This window comes from Spirosoma oryzicola (assembly GCF_021233055.1).
GTDB lineage: Bacteria > Bacteroidota > Bacteroidia > Cytophagales > Spirosomataceae > Spirosoma > Spirosoma oryzicola.
The window spans coordinates 3,191,990-3,210,097 of record NZ_CP089538.1; the positions used below are offsets into that span (position 1 = coordinate 3,191,990).

Annotated in this window: 15 protein-coding genes; 10 read left to right on the forward strand and 5 right to left on the reverse strand. The window is 53.0% G+C overall.

Annotation, left to right across the window (positions count from 1 at the left end; genetic code table 11):
- Positions 1-176 precede the first annotated feature (176 nt).
- Complete coding sequence (locus LQ777_RS13565) at positions 177-1,499, forward strand: PQQ-dependent sugar dehydrogenase (protein WP_232558462.1); 1,323 nt, start codon at positions 177-179, stop codon at positions 1,497-1,499.
- A gap of 252 nt (positions 1,500-1,751) precedes the next feature.
- Here LQ777_RS13565 and LQ777_RS13570 read toward each other — a convergent pair whose 3' ends face one another.
- From LQ777_RS13570 to LQ777_RS13585, 4 genes are all read right to left on the reverse strand, one after another.
- On the reverse strand, positions 1,752-2,207 hold the full coding sequence (locus tag LQ777_RS13570) for a YybH family protein (RefSeq protein ID WP_232558463.1): 456 nt from the start codon (positions 2,205-2,207) through the stop codon (positions 1,752-1,754).
- Positions 2,208-2,316: 109 nt separating this feature from the next.
- Positions 2,317-3,024, reverse strand: a complete 708-nt coding sequence (locus LQ777_RS13575) for a YMGG-like glycine zipper-containing protein (protein WP_232558464.1) — start codon at positions 3,022-3,024, stop codon at positions 2,317-2,319.
- A 129-nt stretch (positions 3,025-3,153) separates the two neighbouring features.
- Complete coding sequence (locus LQ777_RS13580; RefSeq protein WP_232558465.1) at positions 3,154-4,296, reverse strand: DEAD/DEAH box helicase; 1,143 nt, start codon at positions 4,294-4,296, stop codon at positions 3,154-3,156.
- A gap of 43 nt (positions 4,297-4,339) precedes the next feature.
- A complete protein-coding gene (locus tag LQ777_RS13585; RefSeq protein ID WP_232558466.1) occupies positions 4,340-5,668 on the reverse strand; it encodes a DEAD/DEAH box helicase in 1,329 nt (442 codons plus the stop codon).
- A 76-nt stretch (positions 5,669-5,744) separates the two neighbouring features.
- Here LQ777_RS13585 and LQ777_RS13590 point away from each other — a divergent pair, with 76 nt between their 5' ends.
- From LQ777_RS13590 to LQ777_RS13605, 4 genes are all read left to right on the forward strand, one after another.
- Positions 5,745-7,070: a DEAD/DEAH box helicase gene (locus LQ777_RS13590; RefSeq protein WP_232558467.1), complete on the forward strand. Its 1,326-nt coding sequence runs from the start codon at positions 5,745-5,747 to the stop codon at positions 7,068-7,070.
- An 89-nt stretch (positions 7,071-7,159) separates the two neighbouring features.
- Positions 7,160-8,275: a family 20 glycosylhydrolase gene (locus LQ777_RS13595; protein WP_232558468.1), complete on the forward strand. Its 1,116-nt coding sequence runs from the start codon at positions 7,160-7,162 to the stop codon at positions 8,273-8,275.
- A gap of 12 nt (positions 8,276-8,287) precedes the next feature.
- Complete coding sequence (locus tag LQ777_RS13600) at positions 8,288-9,514, forward strand: heparan-alpha-glucosaminide N-acetyltransferase domain-containing protein (RefSeq protein ID WP_232558469.1); 1,227 nt, start codon at positions 8,288-8,290, stop codon at positions 9,512-9,514.
- A gap of 14 nt (positions 9,515-9,528) precedes the next feature.
- Positions 9,529-9,999, forward strand: coding sequence for a lipocalin/fatty acid-binding family protein (locus tag LQ777_RS13605; RefSeq protein ID WP_232558470.1), 471 nt, complete (start codon positions 9,529-9,531; stop codon positions 9,997-9,999).
- A 26-nt stretch (positions 10,000-10,025) separates the two neighbouring features.
- Here LQ777_RS13605 and LQ777_RS13610 read toward each other — a convergent pair whose 3' ends face one another.
- Positions 10,026-11,756 (reverse strand): hypothetical protein, encoded by a 1,731-nt coding sequence (locus LQ777_RS13610; RefSeq protein ID WP_232558471.1) that lies wholly within the window; start codon positions 11,754-11,756, stop codon positions 10,026-10,028.
- A 197-nt stretch (positions 11,757-11,953) separates the two neighbouring features.
- Here LQ777_RS13610 and LQ777_RS13615 point away from each other — a divergent pair, with 197 nt between their 5' ends.
- From LQ777_RS13615 to LQ777_RS13635, 5 genes are all read left to right on the forward strand, one after another.
- On the forward strand, positions 11,954-12,472 hold the full coding sequence (locus tag LQ777_RS13615; protein ID WP_232558472.1) for an RNA polymerase sigma factor: 519 nt from the start codon (positions 11,954-11,956) through the stop codon (positions 12,470-12,472).
- On the forward strand, positions 12,456-13,250 hold the full coding sequence (locus LQ777_RS13620) for a HEAT repeat domain-containing protein (protein WP_232558473.1): 795 nt from the start codon (positions 12,456-12,458) through the stop codon (positions 13,248-13,250). The genes LQ777_RS13615 and LQ777_RS13620 overlap by 17 nt, the downstream gene beginning before the upstream one ends.
- 117 nt (positions 13,251-13,367) lie before the next feature.
- Positions 13,368-14,147 carry a DUF4097 family beta strand repeat-containing protein gene (locus tag LQ777_RS13625; RefSeq protein WP_232558474.1) on the forward strand — a complete coding sequence of 260 codons (780 nt, stop codon included), beginning with the start codon at positions 13,368-13,370 and terminating at the stop codon, positions 14,145-14,147.
- Positions 14,148-14,170: 23 nt separating this feature from the next.
- The gene (locus tag LQ777_RS13630) at positions 14,171-14,869 is read left to right on the forward strand and encodes a DUF4097 domain-containing protein (RefSeq protein WP_232558475.1); all 699 of its coding nucleotides are present in this window, start codon (positions 14,171-14,173) and stop codon (positions 14,867-14,869) included.
- Between the two features lie 321 nt (positions 14,870-15,190).
- Entirely contained in the window at positions 15,191-18,106 is a 2,916-nt protein-coding gene (locus LQ777_RS13635; protein ID WP_232558476.1) for a T9SS type B sorting domain-containing protein, read from the forward strand.
- The last annotated feature ends 2 nt before the right edge of the window (positions 18,107-18,108 follow it).

The following is an 18,108-nucleotide window of genomic DNA, read 5'->3' on the forward strand; positions in this document are numbered from 1 at the left end:
GGTAACCGATTCATACCGTAGGTCGAAAAGCGGAGTAGGAATAGACCGCTGATCCGTCAAAAAACAAGTCAGATCGCCCTTATTGACGGTTGCGTGTACGATTGATTAGTATTTTTGGGACGAAAACCGCTTACTACTTCAACTAATTATTTTTTTCGTTCAGGTTTACTTTTCGTATGAACAAACCTTCCTTCGCGGTTGCCTTCCTCCTGGCCGCGTTAACCACTGGTATGCGTACAGGCGCTACGCCTACCCCGCCGACTCGATCACCTCGTCATGTCACAAAAACCATTGTCGCATCGGAGCTAAAAGTACCGACCGGCTTTTCTGCCAGTATCGTCGCCGAAGACCTGGGCTCAGCCCGGCACATCGCCATCAGTAAAACCGGCGACATTTACGTGAAACTGGCCAAATTGAAGGATGGCAAAGGCATTTATCGCCTTCGTGATACCGACAAAGATGGCGTCATCGATGAGCGCGTTGGCTTCGGCGATTATCCGGGTACGGGTATTTACCTTAAAAACGGCTACCTGTACACTTCCTCAAATTCAAGCGTTTTTCGTTATAAACTGGATGAAAACGGCGAAGTAATCAATCCGGATCAACCCGAAAAACTGGTGTCAGGACTGATTGTTAAAGAACGGGACCAGTCAAAATCCATTGCGGTTGATAACCAGGATAACATTTATGTCAATGTAGCGTCGGATAACGATGCCTGCCGGGAAGCCGGGACGGGAAAAGGAATGATGCCCTGCCCTATCCTCGACTCGGCTGCGGCCATCTGGCAGTTCAAAGCCAACAAGCCGAATCAAACCTACGCCGATGGGGTTCGGTATGCCCGAGGACTGAAAAACGTGGTCGGTCTGGACTGGAATCCGGTTAGCAACTCGTTGTTCGTTATGCAGCACGGCCGTGGTCAGTTTCACGATTTTTACCCGCAGTATTATACGGCCAAGCAAAGCGCCGAACTACCCGCCGAAACGATGTACGAAGTACACAAGGGCGACGACGCGGGCTGGCCGTATGTCTACTACGATCAGATTCAGAAAAAGAAAATTCTGGCTCCCGAATACGGCGGTGATGGCAAAAAAACGGGTGGCGAAAAAACCATCGATCCGGCCGTGGCTTTCCCGGCCCATATGGGTCCGAATGGCTTGCTATTCTACACCGGAACCGCTTTTCCCGCCAAATACCGGAACGGTGCGTTTATTGCGTTCCATAGCCAGTCGGCGGAGTTGCACAAAGGCTATCTGGTTGCGTTCGTACCGTTCAAAAATGGCAAACCTTCCGGCAATTGGGAAATCTTCGCCGATAATTTCGCCGGCACGGATCTGGTGAAACCGACCGGTCCTGTTCAGCATCGTCCGTGCGGATTAGCGCAAGGCCCGGACGGGTCGCTGTACGTCACTGACGATATGAACGGAACGCTGTTCAAGATTGCCTACAAAGGTGCCTCGATGAGTCCGAAGAAAGCAGCGTCGACCCCCAAAGCGAAGTAAGCGAGCGATTACAGTTCACCGAATAAACGTCGCATCCACACCAGCAGGCTAGTTTAGTAGCTGACGGTGTGGATGCGACGTTTTGTTTAAATGCAGATAGCTTCTGTAGTACTTTAACTTGACTGTCTAAATTTTATTTTGGCGAACTGAAGTGGGTATTTTTTGTCCTGGCTCCGGCCACCCGGCCCGAGGAACGACCGGGCCGCCGGATGACAAAAAACTATAAAAATATTTTATACAACTCACTACCAATCAACGCTTTACCTGTACGGGCAAATCTTCGAGTTGAGCGTAGCTTAGCTTCCAGGCACCATCTTCCCCTTTTTTCCAGAGCAGGATAAAATTCCCTTCGCCGATGCCATGTGGTAGATCGGGACTGGCGGGCAATACATCGACCGAAAACGTACCGGCTTCGTAGGCTATTTGGCTATCTATACCGGAACTGACGACGTTGGTTTTCAGGTCGGCCAGCGTTGGCAGTGTTTCGTTGACCCATTTTCTGGATACTTCCGATTTACCCTTGAAGTGGGTGCCTCCCTGGACAAAATCCACATCTTCGGCTAGAAAGCCCGTAATTTTGTCCGAACTTTTGTTATTCCAGGCGTCAATAAACTGCCGATTGAGATCCTGAACCGTTGCCAGATCATTTGACCGTGAACAAGCGGTGAGGAGGCTACTAACGATTAGAATCCAAGAAAGTGTTTTCATGACTTTAGTGAGTGTGACATTTACCTCCCGTTCGTGTCCGCTACGCTAACAGCGTATGACACGAACGGGGCAAACGTCCAGTAAAACAAATGTTGTTTAAACAAACTACTTACCAGCTTTTGCGCCGATATTCAGATTCACCGTACGGCGTAGATGGATCACCGTAGGATTCGTTGGGCAGAAATCCTTCCCGTAAGATGTAGGATACTGGCGCTGTTTTGGGGTTGTACAAAGCCTGAGGCTGAACCGCTGGTGTCGCGGTGGCCGCTACCGCCGATCGGGTACGAGCCGTGGGCACATAGGGGGCCAGGTCGTTATTGGCAGTATTGGCAACGCGGGCAGCGGCTTCGCGCTCAGCTTCGGCACGGGCCAGCGCTTCCTGTTCGGCAGCAGCGCGGGCAGCCGCTTCTTTTTTGCGCTTATTGTCAACGTGCTTCCCGATAGCGTAACCGGCGGCTCCACCCGCGACCCCGCCAATTAAACCGCCGACGACTCGGTTACGCCGATTGATGATGGCACCCGCAGCGCCACCAACGCCCGCCCCAATGGCCGTACCTTTCGCCTGCGGACTCCAGCGCTTCTTTTTTTGCTTACCAATGGCGTAACCCGAAGCGCCACCGAGTACACCACCAACCACGCCCCCAACTGCTGGATTGCGTTTGTTAATGACAGCACCGGCTACAGCTCCAACACCTGTTCCTACTACGGCTCCCGTCGTCTGGGGTCCCCATCCGGAGCGACTTTGCGCCTGGCTAGTGTGCCCCAACAGGGTTACTAATAAAAACAGCAGACCAATCTTATGATGAATCGTTTTCATAGCAGTGGATTTTTGTGCGTTCATAGGTTAATTACTTCAACTAGAAACAACCGACCTTACTATTCACTTGTTTCATTTTACTCTAAGACATACATAGAGCAAATTGGTTTAATCCACGCCCTCAGGCGGTCAATATCCCGTTACATTCCACTCAGCCGTATCGACTAGTTCGACGCGCTTGCCCATCTTTTTCTGAATGATTTTAAAGTGATGTTCGTCATCGGGTGTGATGAGCGAAATGGCTTCCCCCTCGGCTTCGGCCCGGCCCGTTCGACCGATGCGGTGAATGTAATCTTTGGGCGAGCGGGGCAGTTCGAAATTGATCACATGCGGCAGCAACTGAATATCAATTCCTCTGGAAATCAAATCCGTAGCAACCAGCGCCGTGAGCCGACCGGCTTTAAACGTCGTCAACGCTTCGGTGCGGGCACCCTGACTTTTTCCGCTGTGGATAGCAGCAGCCCGGATGCCGTTTTTGTTCAACTTTACGACGAGGTTATCGGCGGTTCGGGTCGAGGAAACGAAGATGAGCACTTGCTTCATAGCGCCCGTCTTGATCAGGTAGCGCACCAGCGGTCCTTTCCGCTCGGGGTCAACCCGGTAAGCAATTTGTTTGATCAAATCCAGGTTTTGCTCCTCGTCTACCGCTTCAATTTTAGTCGGATTGCGCAGCAGATTTTTCTGAATAGTATCAATCGCGTCGCCCAACGTAGCCGAAAAAAGAATCGTCTGTCGGCGTGTCGGCACCTGATCAATGAGCTGATTTACCTCATCAGCAAAACCCAGTTCAAGCATTTTATCCGCTTCATCGAGGACTAGAATGCGTACCGCCGATAAACGAACCGCATTCGTAGAAATCAACTCCAGCAACCGACCGGGCGTAGCGACAACGATTTCAGCGTCTCGCACAGCAATCATCTGCGGGTTGATCGATACCCCACCGTACACCGCCAGCGTCTTTACGGGTCGGGGCAGTTTGGCGCTAAACGTTTGAAAAACCTCTGCTACCTGCACCGCCAATTCGCGGGTAGGCACCAGCACGAGTACTTTCACCTCGTCGTTTTTTGGCAGTTGCCGACGCATGAACTGTTCGAGAATGGGCAAGACAAAACCAGCCGTTTTACCCGAACCTGTTTTGGCAATTCCTAAAATATCTTTTCCCTCCAGAATGGCCGGAATGGCCGTCTCCTGAATGGGGAACGGTTTTGTGTATTCTTGAGCCGTGATCGCTTTCAGCAGCGACGGCGATAAACCCAGCGACGAAAAAGGCATGTAAATGGTAGCTTGTGATGACTATGAGGGAGCCCAGCGACGGTTATTTCTTACCGCTCCGCTTGATGGGTCGACCGTATTTCAAACGCTTCTCGGCTTCGTAATCCCGGCGAACGTTTACTTTCTGGTTTTTCGCCAGTTTCTCATGGAAAGCCGGGCCGACATCCTCCCGCTTGGGCGCTTTGACCTCAACGATCTTCATGTGAACTTTCGGCTGTTCGGCTTCCGTCAGTTCGGTAGATATAATGAGTTGTTCGGGCAGCGGTTCGCGCGGGATCTGGTATTTCATCAGGGCTTCGATGGCCGCGATGGGCGCTTGATCCGCTTCGGTGATGAACGTAATGGCAATACCTTTTTTATCGGCCCGGCCCGTTCGACCAATGCGGTGAATGTAATTTTCAGGAGCATCCGGCGCATCGAAGTTGATCACATGCGATACGTCGGCCACGTCGATACCACGCGCAACCAGATCCGTAGCGATCAAGATCCGGTACGTACCGGCCTTGAACTGATCGACGGCGTTGAAGCGGGCGTTCTGCGATTTATTGGAATGGATAATGCCGATTTGGTCTAGGTAATCATCCGAAAGCTGGTCGTATAGATCGTCGGCGAGTTGTTTGGTAGCGGTAAACACCAGCACTTTGGTCATGGCTGGGTTTTGCTCCAGGAGCAGCTTCAGCAGATTGACCTTTGTGTAGAAGTTAGGCACTTCGTAGCCTTTCTGCTCGATGTTTTCCAGTGGCGTACCGACGGGAGCCGCTTCGACCCGCACCGGATTGGCAAAGTATTTACCGATGAGTTGCTCGACTTCGTCCGTCATCGTGGCCGAAAAAAGCAGGTTTTGCCGTTTGGGTGGCAGTAGATCCAGGATCACATTCAGCTGCGCCCGAAACCCCAGGTTCAGCATTTCATCGACTTCATCGATCACCAGTTTCTTAAGCGATTTCATTTTCAACGCACCGTTGGTCAGAAAATCAACCAGCCGACCGGGTGTTGCCACCAGTATATCGGCCCCCTGTTGCACCTCGGCCAGTTGCGTTTTCAGATTGACTCCCCCGTAGACGCCCACAACCATCAGGTTCAGATACGTCGACAACTGCTTTATAGAGTCAACGACCTGCACCACCAATTCCCGCGTCGGAACGATGATGAGGATTTGCACCTGATGCTCTTTCGAAAACTGATACTGTCGAAGACTCGGCAACAGATACGCAAACGTTTTACCCGTTCCCGTCTGGGCAATGCCACAGACATCCTGCCCTGACATTACCACCGGAAACACCCGTTCCTGAATAAGTGTCGGCGTGGTGTAGCCAAGGTCGTTGAGTGCGTTCAGGAGCGGTTTGTTTAGATTCAGCGCGTCGAAAGTCATAGTCGTATCAGTCTACCAAAGGACGAAGGTAGGGCTTATCTTTAGTAGCCCCCGCATTTTGAACTACTTTTACGGTATGATTACTCCCGAACAACAAACCGATATACTGGCCCGGCTGGGCATCACGACGCTGAACCCCATGCAGGAAGCCGCCCAGAAAGCGATTCTCGCCGACAACGACACGTTTCTGATCGCGCCCACCGGTTCGGGAAAAACGCTTGGCTTTCTGCTACCCATTCTTCAGTTGCTCAGCCCCGACCAGCCCCAGGTGCAGTGTTTGATTCTTTCCCCCTCGCGTGAACTGGCCCTGCAAATTGAACAGGTCTGGAAAAAGATGGCGACGGGCTACAAAGTCAACGTGTGCTACGGCGGTCATCCGGTCGAAACCGAAATTAAAAATTTAAGCAACCCACCCGCCTTGCTGATCGGAACACCCGGTCGAATTGCCGATCACATTACGCGCCGGACGTTCTCGCTGGACGGCATTCACACGCTGGTGCTGGATGAGTTCGACAAGTCGCTGGTAATGGGCTTCCACGACGAAATGGCGTTTATTATCGGCGGTCTGCGCAATCTGCGGAAGCGGGTGCTGGTTTCGGCTACCTCCACCATCAGCATTCCCGATTTTGTCCGGCTTTACAAACCAACCACGCTGACGTTCACCCCCGAGAATGTAGAGCAAACGGGCTTGACGACGCATGTTGTTTACGCTCAGTCAGCGGATAAGTTCGACACGTTGTTTCGGCTGCTTGGCTCGTTGAATTCGGAAGGAGCCCTGATTTTCTGCAACCTGCGCGAAACCAGCGACCAAACCAGCGACCAGTTGGCCGAACGCGGTATTCAATCACTCATCTACCACGGTGGTATGGAGCAGGCCGACCGCGAACGAGCCTTGATTCAGTTCCGAAACGGCAGCGTGCGGTATCTGGTCACCACGGATCTGGCAGCGCGGGGTCTGGACATTCCCGAGATGAAGCACGTCATCCATTACCAGTTGCCCCTGCACGAAGCGGAATTTACGCACCGAAATGGCCGAACGGCCCGAATGCACGCCAGCGGAACGGCGTATATTATTTTATCGCCGAACGAAGAAACACCCGCTTATCTGCCCACGTCCCTAGACGAGTTAGTGCTCCCAACCGGAAAACCAGCGTTACCGAAGCCAGCGGACTTTGTGACGCTGTACGTCAGTGGTGGCAAGAAAAACAAGCTCAACAAGGTCGATATTGTCGGTTTTTTCTCGCAAAAAGGTCAGCTCGACAAAGGCGATCTTGGGCTGATCGAGGTCAAAGATTTTATGTCCTTTGTGGCCGTCAAGCGTGACAAGGTTGAGGATTTACTGGAGAAGATCAGTCAGGAGAAAATGAAGGGAAAGAAGTATAAAATCGAAATAGCCCGGTAAATGACAAGCCGCTGGGTTTTTCTCCTGAACGTTGAATAGAATCGCCTGCTGATTCTCTTTCTAAAGAGTACGTTACAACTACCTTCCTCATGACCCGATTTTCGATACGTTTACTGGCACTTCTTTTCGGCCTGATTTCCCAGACGGCCTGGGCGCAAACAAAACTGGATAGCTTGCTGCCCGTTCGTGGCTTCTGCATTGCCGCTCCGCAGCCTAAGCAACTGGACACGTTTCTTAAATTCATCAACGAAGAGCTTGCTCCGCGTCAGGTTAATACGCTTATCCTGCGAATCGACTTCAATTACCAGTTCGACAGCCATCCCGAACTCCGTGACAGCGTCGCCTTGTCGAAACGAGACGTAAAAAAGCTGGTGAAAGCCTGCCAGAAAAACAACATCCGCCTGATTCCGCAGATCAACCTGCTCGGTCACCAATCCTGGGCCAGCACAACGCATAACCTGCTTCGCGTTTACCCCGAATTTGACGAAACCCCGCACGTCAAAATGCCCGAAAAATACGTGTGGCCCAATCCCGACGGTTTGTATTGCAAGAGCTACTGCCCGCTGCATCCGGGCGTACACAAGGTTGTTTTTGAACTGGTAGACGAAATCTGCGATGTGTTTGAAGCCGACGCTTTTCACGCGGGGATGGACGAAGTGTTTTACATCGGCGACGATAAATGTCCGCGCTGTTCGGGTCGTGACAAAGCTGAATTGTTTGCCGGAGAAGTGGGCGAAATTCGGAATCACCTCGCGCAGAAAAACCGGAAGCTTTGGATTTGGGGCGACCGGCTTCTCGACGGGAAAACGACGGGCATCGGCATGTGGGAAGCCAGCATGAACAACACGCACCGCGCCATCGACCTGATTCCCACCGATGTGATGATCTGCGACTGGCACTACGAACGGCCCGACCAGACCGCCGTTTATTTCGCGACCAAAGGACTTAGCGTGATCACCTGCCCCTGGCGCAAACCGGCTTTTGCCGTTACCCAAACGCAGGACATGGTTAAATTCCGAAAGTCGGTAACCCCCCAGATGAAAGAACGGCTTCAGGGCATGATGCAAACGATCTGGTCAGGAGCCGGGCAGTTTCTGGACGAATTTTATGGGGTGAAGACGAATCCTGACGCGGGCGAAAACACGCAAACAAACTGCTTCAAAGCGCTTTACGGCGAAATTAACCGACTCGGCGAAGCAAACTAACGTCCATTGGCTATGATAACCTCTCAACCAAAGCTTAGCGCGGTAGACCTGTCGCTCAAACGCGTGTTTTCCATCGACGTGTTTCGGGCACTGACCATGCTGACAATGATTTTTGTGAACGACCTCTGGACCTTATCTGGTATTCCGGTCTGGCTCGAACACGCCCGCTCCGATCAGGATTTCCTGGGTTTTGCCGACACGGTTTTTCCGTGTTTCCTGTTCATCGTGGGCATGTCGATTCCGTTCGCCATCCGGCAGCGGCTCAGCAAGGGCGATTCGTACGCAAAGATCGTGCAGCACATCGTCATCCGGTCGGTTGCCCTACTGGTGATGGGCGTGTTTACGGTTAACGTGCCGGATCTGAACGCTCGGGCAACGGGTATAAGCGCCGAATGGTTTCAAATTCTGATGGTGCTGGGTTTCTTCTTGATCTGGAACCAGTACCCCAAAGGCGAAGGAAGCGCTAAGGCCCTTTTCATGGGTCTACAATTGCTGGGTGTGGTCCTGCTCATTTACCTGGCGGTTGTGTTTCGGGGCGGTCCTAATGACAAACTCGTGGTGATGACAGCGCAGTGGTGGGGTATTCTGGGACTGATCGGCTGGACGTACCTGACCTGCGCCATCCTGTATCTGTTCACTCACAAACAGCCGTTGTTGTTGGCCGGTCTGTGGCTGTTCTTTTCGCTCGTCTGTATAGCGGGTCATGCCGGTTGGCTCCACGCACTTTGGCCCGACGGTCCCCGCGACTGGATTCTGGGCAACGGCGCGTTTGACTCGTTCGCCTTCGCGGGCATTCTCGCCACGACACTCCTGACCCATCTTTACCGAACCGAACAAACCCACCGATTACCCACTTTCTTTGCCGGTATTGGCGTCTTGCTTCTGCTGGCTGGGTTCGTTGCGCGGCAATTCTTTATCATCTCAAAAATTCAGGCAACGCCAACCTGGGTATTTCTTTGCTGCGGCATTGCGTTCCTGGTTTACGCGGTCGTTTACTGGCTGGTCGATTTGCGGGGAAAGGCGAACTGGTTTGACCTGATCCGACCCGCCGGAACCAGCACACTGACCTGCTATCTGATTCCGTACGTGTATTACAGCGTCGCTGATTTGTCCGGTATTTCGTTGCCTCAAAGCCTTGCGGTCGGCGTTATCGGCTTGCTGAAAAGTATGCTATTTGCGTTAGTGGTTGTGGGCATCACGGCCCTCCTGGGCAAACTACGCATCAAACTTAAGCTATAACCAAGCCTTAGGCGATGAAACCGATTATACACGCCCTAGTTGGCACCTGGTTTATTTGCAGTACGAACTTTCCGATGTGGCTGAAGGGCGACAAGATCAACCCTACGTTCACGTACTCGCTAACGACCAAAAACGGGAATCCTAACGTTTTGCTGGACGAAGTAACGTACCATAAAAAAGGAAAAACCAAGACGCTGACCGGCTTTGACTATCCCGATCCGAAAAACGCATCGGCTTTTGTCTGGCGGGGCAAAGGCGTTTTAAGTCTACTACGGAGCCGGTGGAGCGTTGTCCTGCAAGATCCCAATGGACAATGGGCGGTTATTCAGTTCTCGAAAACGCTGTTTACGCCCGAAGGCATTGACATCATCAGTCGAACTCCGCAACTACCTGCCGAAACCCTCGATTACATCAAGGCTCAGATTGCGAATAAGCCGGAATTAGCCAGCCACCTGGCTACGATGCACGAACTCGCTATCCGCTAACGAAATGATTAATAACGCGTTCGGCTTTACAAAGCCAGCAGCAGTTTGGCGTTCGAACCGAGTTGCAGCTGATTACTGGCGGAATAAATAATCCGCAACGCATACACGTTCGTATTAGCCGGAACGGTCACGGTATGGTTCACCTGGAGAATATCGCTGCTGTTCGGCACCCGATTACCCGACCAGATCGACGGATCATTCCAACTGCCGGATTTAACCGTGTACATCGTGCGGGAACTGGTTTCGAGGGTAATGACAACGGCACTCATCGGCGCAACCGTAATAGCAAGGCTGGATGAATTCGGCAACGTCAGGGCGGTGGGTGTTCCTTTCGTGAACAAGCCACTGGTGGCTACCTGAGCGCTGGCGTAATACGTATCGGCCGCGTACCCGTACCGACCGGCCTGCGACAAAAGCGTCTGGTAGCTTGCCGTACGGATCGACACACCCGGTATCGTTATGCCCGCGTTTATCGTGTTGGTAACGTCTTTATTCAGTACCGTAATTTTTATCGTTTTCCCGTCGTCGGACGACGTAGCGAAATAGCTGGCTCGCGGATTTTTGGCAGATGTCGTTGGCGTGACCGTTAACAACCGCCCATTTTTTGCGCCGTCTACGAACGCGAGCAGACCGTAATAAATAGGCGCTACCCGGTACGACGCCACCGTACTGCTCGCTCCCCAGTCGATGGCCGAGTAAACGCTGGAACCCGAGGAATGAAAATTCACACCACTGACGCCACTAGCCGCCAGTTCGTACAGATAATTCAAAGCCCACAGCGCCGACACGTACGTGTGCGATACGTTCGTGGTATCAGCCGTACCCGTTGCGGCACTGCTCGTTTCCGAAAACCGCAACGGCACTTTCTTGGTCTGAGCCAGTTGCGTCACGTATGGCAACAGGCTGGCTTTGAACGTAAGCGGTGCGTTGTTAAAATTTAAAAGCGTATCGGCTGCGGCATCCCGCGACAAGGTCGTAGCGTTGTTACCTAGTCCGTAGCTATGCACATTGAGGGCGGCTAAAGGTCGAGTGCTACCCGAATTGTTTAGGTACGATGTGTACACGTCGTTCCAGCGCTGGTTCATCGCCCCGTAGTATTTTCGGGCTCCGCAATCCAGACCGCTGATGGGTATCGCCGAATTGGCCGCTTTGATGGCATCGTACATGGGTAGGTAATCTTTGATCAGGCAGCTATCGGGCGTGTAAGCCGTACTTCTGAATACGCCAGCGTACAGGTACGGCTCGTTACCCAGGCTGATGCTGTGCAGCTGAGCGCTGTATTTGTTCATGATGTACGTAGCTTCCGACACGGCGTTGGCAGGCGTATTGTTCGGCAGATTGATGGTGTAGATGCCTTTCCAGCCAATCTCCGACAAAAACGTAAAGAATTTGTCGGTGTCGTCCTGATAGGTAGCCCGAACGTTTGTGCTGCTTCCCCGAGTCGTGTTCTGCCAAACCATCCGATCATCAGCGGTAAAACCACCCAGCCGGATCACGGACCGATTGCTGATGTTGGCCAGTAGATTCTTAAGTCGGTTGTTGCCATTCGTCCCTCCTTTCCAGAAACTGCCCAATACACCCCACCGTCCCGTAGATAAGGTGTATTGCTCCATGCTGAATCCGACAAAATCCTCATTAACGCGATACCCCGCCGTTGCCGCGTCGACGTTGATCGCTACGTTGACGGACTGAGCAGACACAGACGGACGCAACAGTAGATTGACTACCAGAAACGCAAAGCAGACGATACATTTCATAAAAGAGACTACTAAGACGATAGTAAAGAAGTAAAGCTTAACCGGTTAGTTGTCAAAAAAGAGGAGATCGGAGCGAAGGTATACCTAAAGTTTATGAACCGAAAATAGTGTTCTTTTCCCATCAAAAAATAGCTACGTCGAAAAAATAATGCCAATCGCTGTAATGTTTTACGAACTCGCTCGTCTTTGTTTCTGAAATGGACTTACAAGCCTTTAAGCAGCGGATACTGCCCGTTCAGGGACGACTTTTTCGACTAGCGAGTATGTTTCTCCGCAATCGCGAAGAAGCCGAAGACGCTATGCAGGACGTGCTCCTGCGGCTTTGGTCGAACCGACAACAGCTGGATACGTACCAGAGTGTCGAAGCCCTGGCGGTACAGATGACCAAAAATCTGTGCCTGGACAGGCTAAAGTCACCGGCTAGACAGAAGATGACGGACGATTCAAGCTTACTGACGATACAGGCCGAAGGGGTTTCCCCCTATCGGCAGACGGAGCTAACCGATAGCGCCACGTTGCTTAGACGGCTAATCGACGAACTGCCCGAGCAGCAGAAGTTCATTCTCCATCTGCGGGATGTAGAAGAGTACTCATTCGAAGAGATCGAACAGGTTACGGGCCTTACGGTCAACAACATCCGCGTCATTTTGTCGAGAGCCCGCCAACGTCTGCGGGACAATTATTTAAAAGCCAATGCGTATGAAGCTGGACATTGAAGCCTTACTGAAAAAATATTACGAAGGAGAAACGACGGTGGCGGAAGAAAACCAGTTGCGGCAGTTCTTCCAGCAGGAAAACGTTCCTGAACACCTACGAAGCCATACGGCCCAGTTTCGCTACTTCGCCGAAGCCCGGAAGCAACAGCCCTCAGCCGCCAGCACAACCCAACTGGCAGCAAAGCTGGATACGCCCCCCCTTGGTCGCGTGCGGAGTCTGACAAGCTGGACCATGCGAATAGCCGCCGGCGTAACCTTACTGCTGGTTGGTTTTGCCAGCGGTCGGCTTTACGACCGACGGTTGTGGGACCGGGCAGGCACCGAAGCGGCCTATGGGGAAAGCTCCGACGAAGCGCCAGCCCGCGACATCAAAAAAGTACTGGCGTTCGGTCAGACACCCAGCACATCGGCCAGCGAACGAATTCAGGCCGTTAACCAAAGTTATGAGCTAGCGCAGGTGGATCGCGACATTACGCAACTGCTCATTAACACCCTGAATTTTGACGCCAACGTAAACGTGCGACTCGCGGCCTGTCAGGCGTTGATCCGCTTCGAAAACGAGCCGGGCGTCCGCGAAGCCCTCATCCAGTCGCTCAAGATTCAGAATGACCCGAATGTACAACTAACCCTCATCGACGCACTGGTGGCGATCAAAGAAAAACGGGCCGTGAATGAAATGCAGCGATTGGCGCAAAATCAGCATGTACTGGACATTGTACGCACGAAAGCCGCCGAGAGCATTAACCGTCTGAATCAAACCGGCCATTCGCCTTCGTAGGTTTTAGGGCAAAACCATTCGACAATGGCTAGTAAAAGGTACCCGATCGGGCGCACGCTGCGTCGTAGCCGTAAAACAACCATTGACCACTTAATTCAAATCCATTTAATCCGAATCATGAAAAAGTTACTCCTACTGAGTACCAGTATCGTATGGTGCATAACCGCTGTCCAGGCTCAGGAATACAAAACAAAGCTAGCGAATGCCAAAGACCGCAAAGTGATCATCGAAATGTCGGCCAGCGACATTAAAATCGAAGGGCACAACAGCGACGAGGTGCTGATTCAGGCTACCTCCGGCTACGAAGCCCCCCCCGAACGAGCGAAAGGACTCAAACCGCTCTACAACAGCGCCGTTGACAATTCCGGCATTGGCCTGGCGGTAACGCAGGAAAACGGTGGACTCAAAATTGAGAAAGCAAGCCGGAGGTCGATAAAATACACGATTCGATTACCCCGTAAAGTAGCCGTGCTGTACGAGCAATCGAACTGGCAGGGCTCTGCCATCAGCATCAGCAACATGGATGGCGACTTAGAAGTAAAAACCAACAATGCTCAAATCGACCTGACCAATGTAACGGGCCCGGTCGTAGCCAACACCACGAATGGACCGATCAACATCACCTTCTCCGCCCTGAGTCAGGAGAAACCGTCAGCCCTTTCCACCGTCAACGGCCCGATCGACATCACCTTACCGGCTAACTCGAAAGCGAATCTGCAACTTCGATCCATTAGTGGCGAGATGTATACCGACTTCGATCTGGGTGTCAAAAGCACAAAGGACGGGATGTCGAAGGTTGGTGGAGGCCAGATCATCGAAGGAACAACAAACGGTGGTGGCGTTGAGATGCAACTCAAGACGATCAACAGCAACATCTACATCCGCAAGCAAAAATAAAGACTTCTTCACCCTTTCCTACTATGAAAAAACTATCATATCTATTCCTGTTTAGCCTACTGATCAGTCCAGCGTTTGCGCAGAAAATCATTGAAAAGAGGCTCTCCGTAGCGAATGACCAATGGGTAAATCTTAATTTGAAGTTTGGTGACAGCATTCGCATCCGGTACTGGGACAAGTCAGAGGTGTTTATCCGTATAGCGGTAACCGTTAATGGCGGTCGACTCAATGACGCCCTGCTAGTAACCACAGGCAGTACCGAACAGGAGGTTACGGTCAAGACCGACTTCGACAAGGAGCTGATCAAACAAGGCAAGGCCGAAGATTGTCCCGGCGCAGCATCGACCTGGCGCAGCGATCGCAATGGCCAGAGTCACTACCTGTGCAGTGACATCAATTATCAGGTTTTTCTACCCCGCAAAGCCCGGCTAAAAGTGGAAACCATCAGCGGTAACATTGATATCGAGGGAGCTACAGCGGCTGTCTTTGCCAAAACCATCAGTGGTTACGTGGATATGAACTGGCCTAAAGGCCAGGGGGCTAATCTGGAAGTAAAGACCATCACGGGAGAAGTTTATTCCAATCTGGATATTGATTTCAAAAACAAAAAGCAAAAACACCCGATGGTAGGCTACCTGCTCGAAGGAACCACCAATGGAGGGGGTGCGGATGTACACCTCGAATCGATCAGCAACAATATTTTCCTGCGCCGAAAAGAGTAGCGCCATTTCCTCAGACCGGTAGATAGAATCTTTGCGATACGGTGCGGGCTACCTAGCTTGTCTACGTTTCGGCAAAGGTTCTATTTATTGCTTAAACGGTAGACTACTCTGCTACTCCGAATCGGCGAACGTTATTCACACAACAATAACAGGCTGATAAACAGTAGCATACCAATAAACAGATCTACCTTTTAAGCCGTAATATCTCCAACTTGGAGCTCCATTCATTGGCCTTTATACGAATCAACCGGATTAAATCGATCTTAGAAAGATATATACGTTTCTCCGCCCAATGCGTTGTACTTGAAATGCGATAACTCTATGCGTCTTGTTTACAACATTGGGCTATTTGCACTGTGCCTGCTGGCACTTCTGCGGCCAACTGTCAGCCAGGCTACCCACGTGCGGGCTGGCGAAATTACTACCCGACGCCTTCCCGGTCCGTCCTTGACCTACCTTATTACCTTAACGGCCTATTATGACGAGAGTCCCAGAGGCCGGGATGCGGCCACTGCGGCCACGGAAGCGCCGATCTGCTTTGGCGACGGTACAAGCCTGTCGGTTCCTCGCTCAGGACGCGTGTACATCAACGGCAACACATCCTCCGTAAACTCCTACACGGTCATTCATACCTACGCGGGACCAGGAACGTACGTCATCGGCAGTTACCTGATCAACCGAAACGCGGGAACCTCAAACACTCCTCCCGCTAGTTCTTCCGACCAGATTTCTTTTTACGTTTCGACTACAATTTTGATCAATGCAGCGTTACAGGTCAACTCCACACCCGTAATGCTCAACCCTCCGCTGGATTCCGCGCGCGTAGGTCAGAAGTTCTGTCACAACCCGGCGGCTTTCGACGCTGATGGCGACAGCTTGGCGTACCGGCTGTATAAGCCGCAGGCAACCGTTTCGGGCTGTCGGAGCCAGATCATTCCTTCCTACCTGGACCCGACACAATTCAGTACCAACAAGGAAGATGGCAGTACACCACCTACCTTTAGCATCGACTCCCGAACGGGTGATCTGTGCTGGGACGCCCCCGGCCAAGCGGGGCAATTCAACTTTGCCTTTATCATCGAAGAGTGGCGCAACGGCGTGAAGATCGGGGAGATTATTCGGGACATGCAGCTTACGGTTGTCGATCAGCCAAACAAACGACCCCTGATTGTGGGAGCGGAGATCTGCGTAGAAGCCGGCACTTTGATTCAGCAAGCCATCACGGCCACCGACCCCGACGGCCAACGGGTTATCATCCGAGGATTCGGAGGGCCGCTGAACGTCAACAACGATGGCTTACCGCTGCCCCCAGATCTGCGTATTCCGCCCGAGTTTGCCCGCCTGATCAACGGAGGAGTAGCCCAGGCCCAACCCGCTACGGTAACCTTCAACTGGCAAACCAACTGCAATCAGGCCCGAGCCGAGCCCTACGACATTACCCTCAAAGTCAACGACGTGCCCGGACGCGGGGCTGTTTCGCTGGTCTCCTTCGCCACTCTGCGCATCCGGCTCTACGCTCCCTCGGTCAAAAACCTCACCGCCCGACCCACCGCCACCACTGCCGGACGAGCCATCCAGCTCAACTGGAGTGCCTACAGCTGCGGACGCGTGACAACACTCGGCGCAGGTAACGACACGACCCAGCTCATCATCTACCGCAAAGAAGGTTGTACGCCTATTCAATCCCAGAGCTGTACCACCGGTTTAGACCCTAGCTACGGCTACCAGGAGATAATCCGGGTTCCTTATACGGCTACCAGCTACATTGACACCAGTGCCTTGCGTCGGGGAGTGAGCTACTCCTACCGCATCGTGGCCCGCAACCCCGGCATCGGCAACAACGGTGGCTTTAGCGTGGTCTCCACCGAAGCCTGTCTGGAACTACCCCTGCTGGCACCGGTCATGACTCAGGTCACCGTCGACAGCACCGACACACAACGGGGCCAAATTACCGTCCGCTGGACCCGCCCGCTGGGCCTGCAACCGGGTGATCTGGGCGCTCCTTACCAGTACCGCTTGCAGCGGGCCACTGGCCTGACGGGTACTGACTTTGTGACCGTAGCCACCATTAACACCAATCTGCAAGCCGGGCTGGCTGACACGGTCTACGTGGACAAAGGCAGCTCGACGAGCGCGCTGAACACGACGGCCAACGCCTACCGCTACCGGGTGGAGTTCTACTACACGGCTCCGGGCGGTGGGTTGACGCGGCTGGATGTGACCGAGGGCGCTTCGAGTGTGCGGCTGTCGGCGGCTCCGGCTCAGCGTCAAGTCACCTTGAGCTGGCAGGCGAGTGTGCCCTGGAGCAATGACAATCAGGTGCATGATGTGTATCGGAGTCGGTCAGGCCCCACCGGTCCTTTCAACAAGATTGCTGAGGTACGTGTCAGCGGAACGGCTAGTTACACCTATGTAGATACGGGTACGGACAACATCGTAGTGGATGGTAATACGAGCCGGGTGTTATCCGCCGACAGCAGCTACTGCTACCGGGTGATGACCCGGGGGACCTACACCGATGCACGGCTCGCGGTGGCCGTGCGGTCTCCCTTGGAGAACTACAGCCAGATTCTCTGCGCCACGCCCACCGACACGACCCGGCCCTGCCCTCCCCGGCTGGGGTTGGATAGCCTGAACTGCGCCAGTCTAAGCCCCGAAAGCCTGTGCAACCAAACCAGCTTTACCAACAAGCTGCGCTGGACACCCACTAGCGGCCCCACCTGTGATCCAAATGTAGTAGGTTATAAGCTTTACTACGGTCGCTATGAGCAGGACACACCCGCCGAGTTAGTGAGCATCCCCGCCCCAACGACTAGCTTCGAGCACAGCAGCTTGAGTACCGTAGCGGGTTGTTACTACGTGACAGCGGTGAGCCGCTCGGGGGTGGAGAGTTTACCCTCGAACCGGGTGTGCAATGATGCGTGTCCGTTGTTTGTGTTGCCCAACGTATTCACGCCCAACGGCGACGGCAAGAATGATGTATTCGCGGCCTTGAGTTGCCCTCGTTTTGTGGAGAGCGTCGCCCTGGTGGTTTACAATCGGAATGGCAGCAAGGTCTACGAAGGCAGCAGCGCAAGCCTAGCTTGGCCTGGTAAGTCGAGTGACGGTACGGACCTGCCGAGCGGGTTGTACTACTATCAGGTGAGTGTGCGGTATGCGGTGCTGGACCGTGCTGCGCCGGCGCAGGTCTTGAAAGGTTGGGTACAAATCCTGCGCGAAGGGGTCAGCATGCGGTAGGG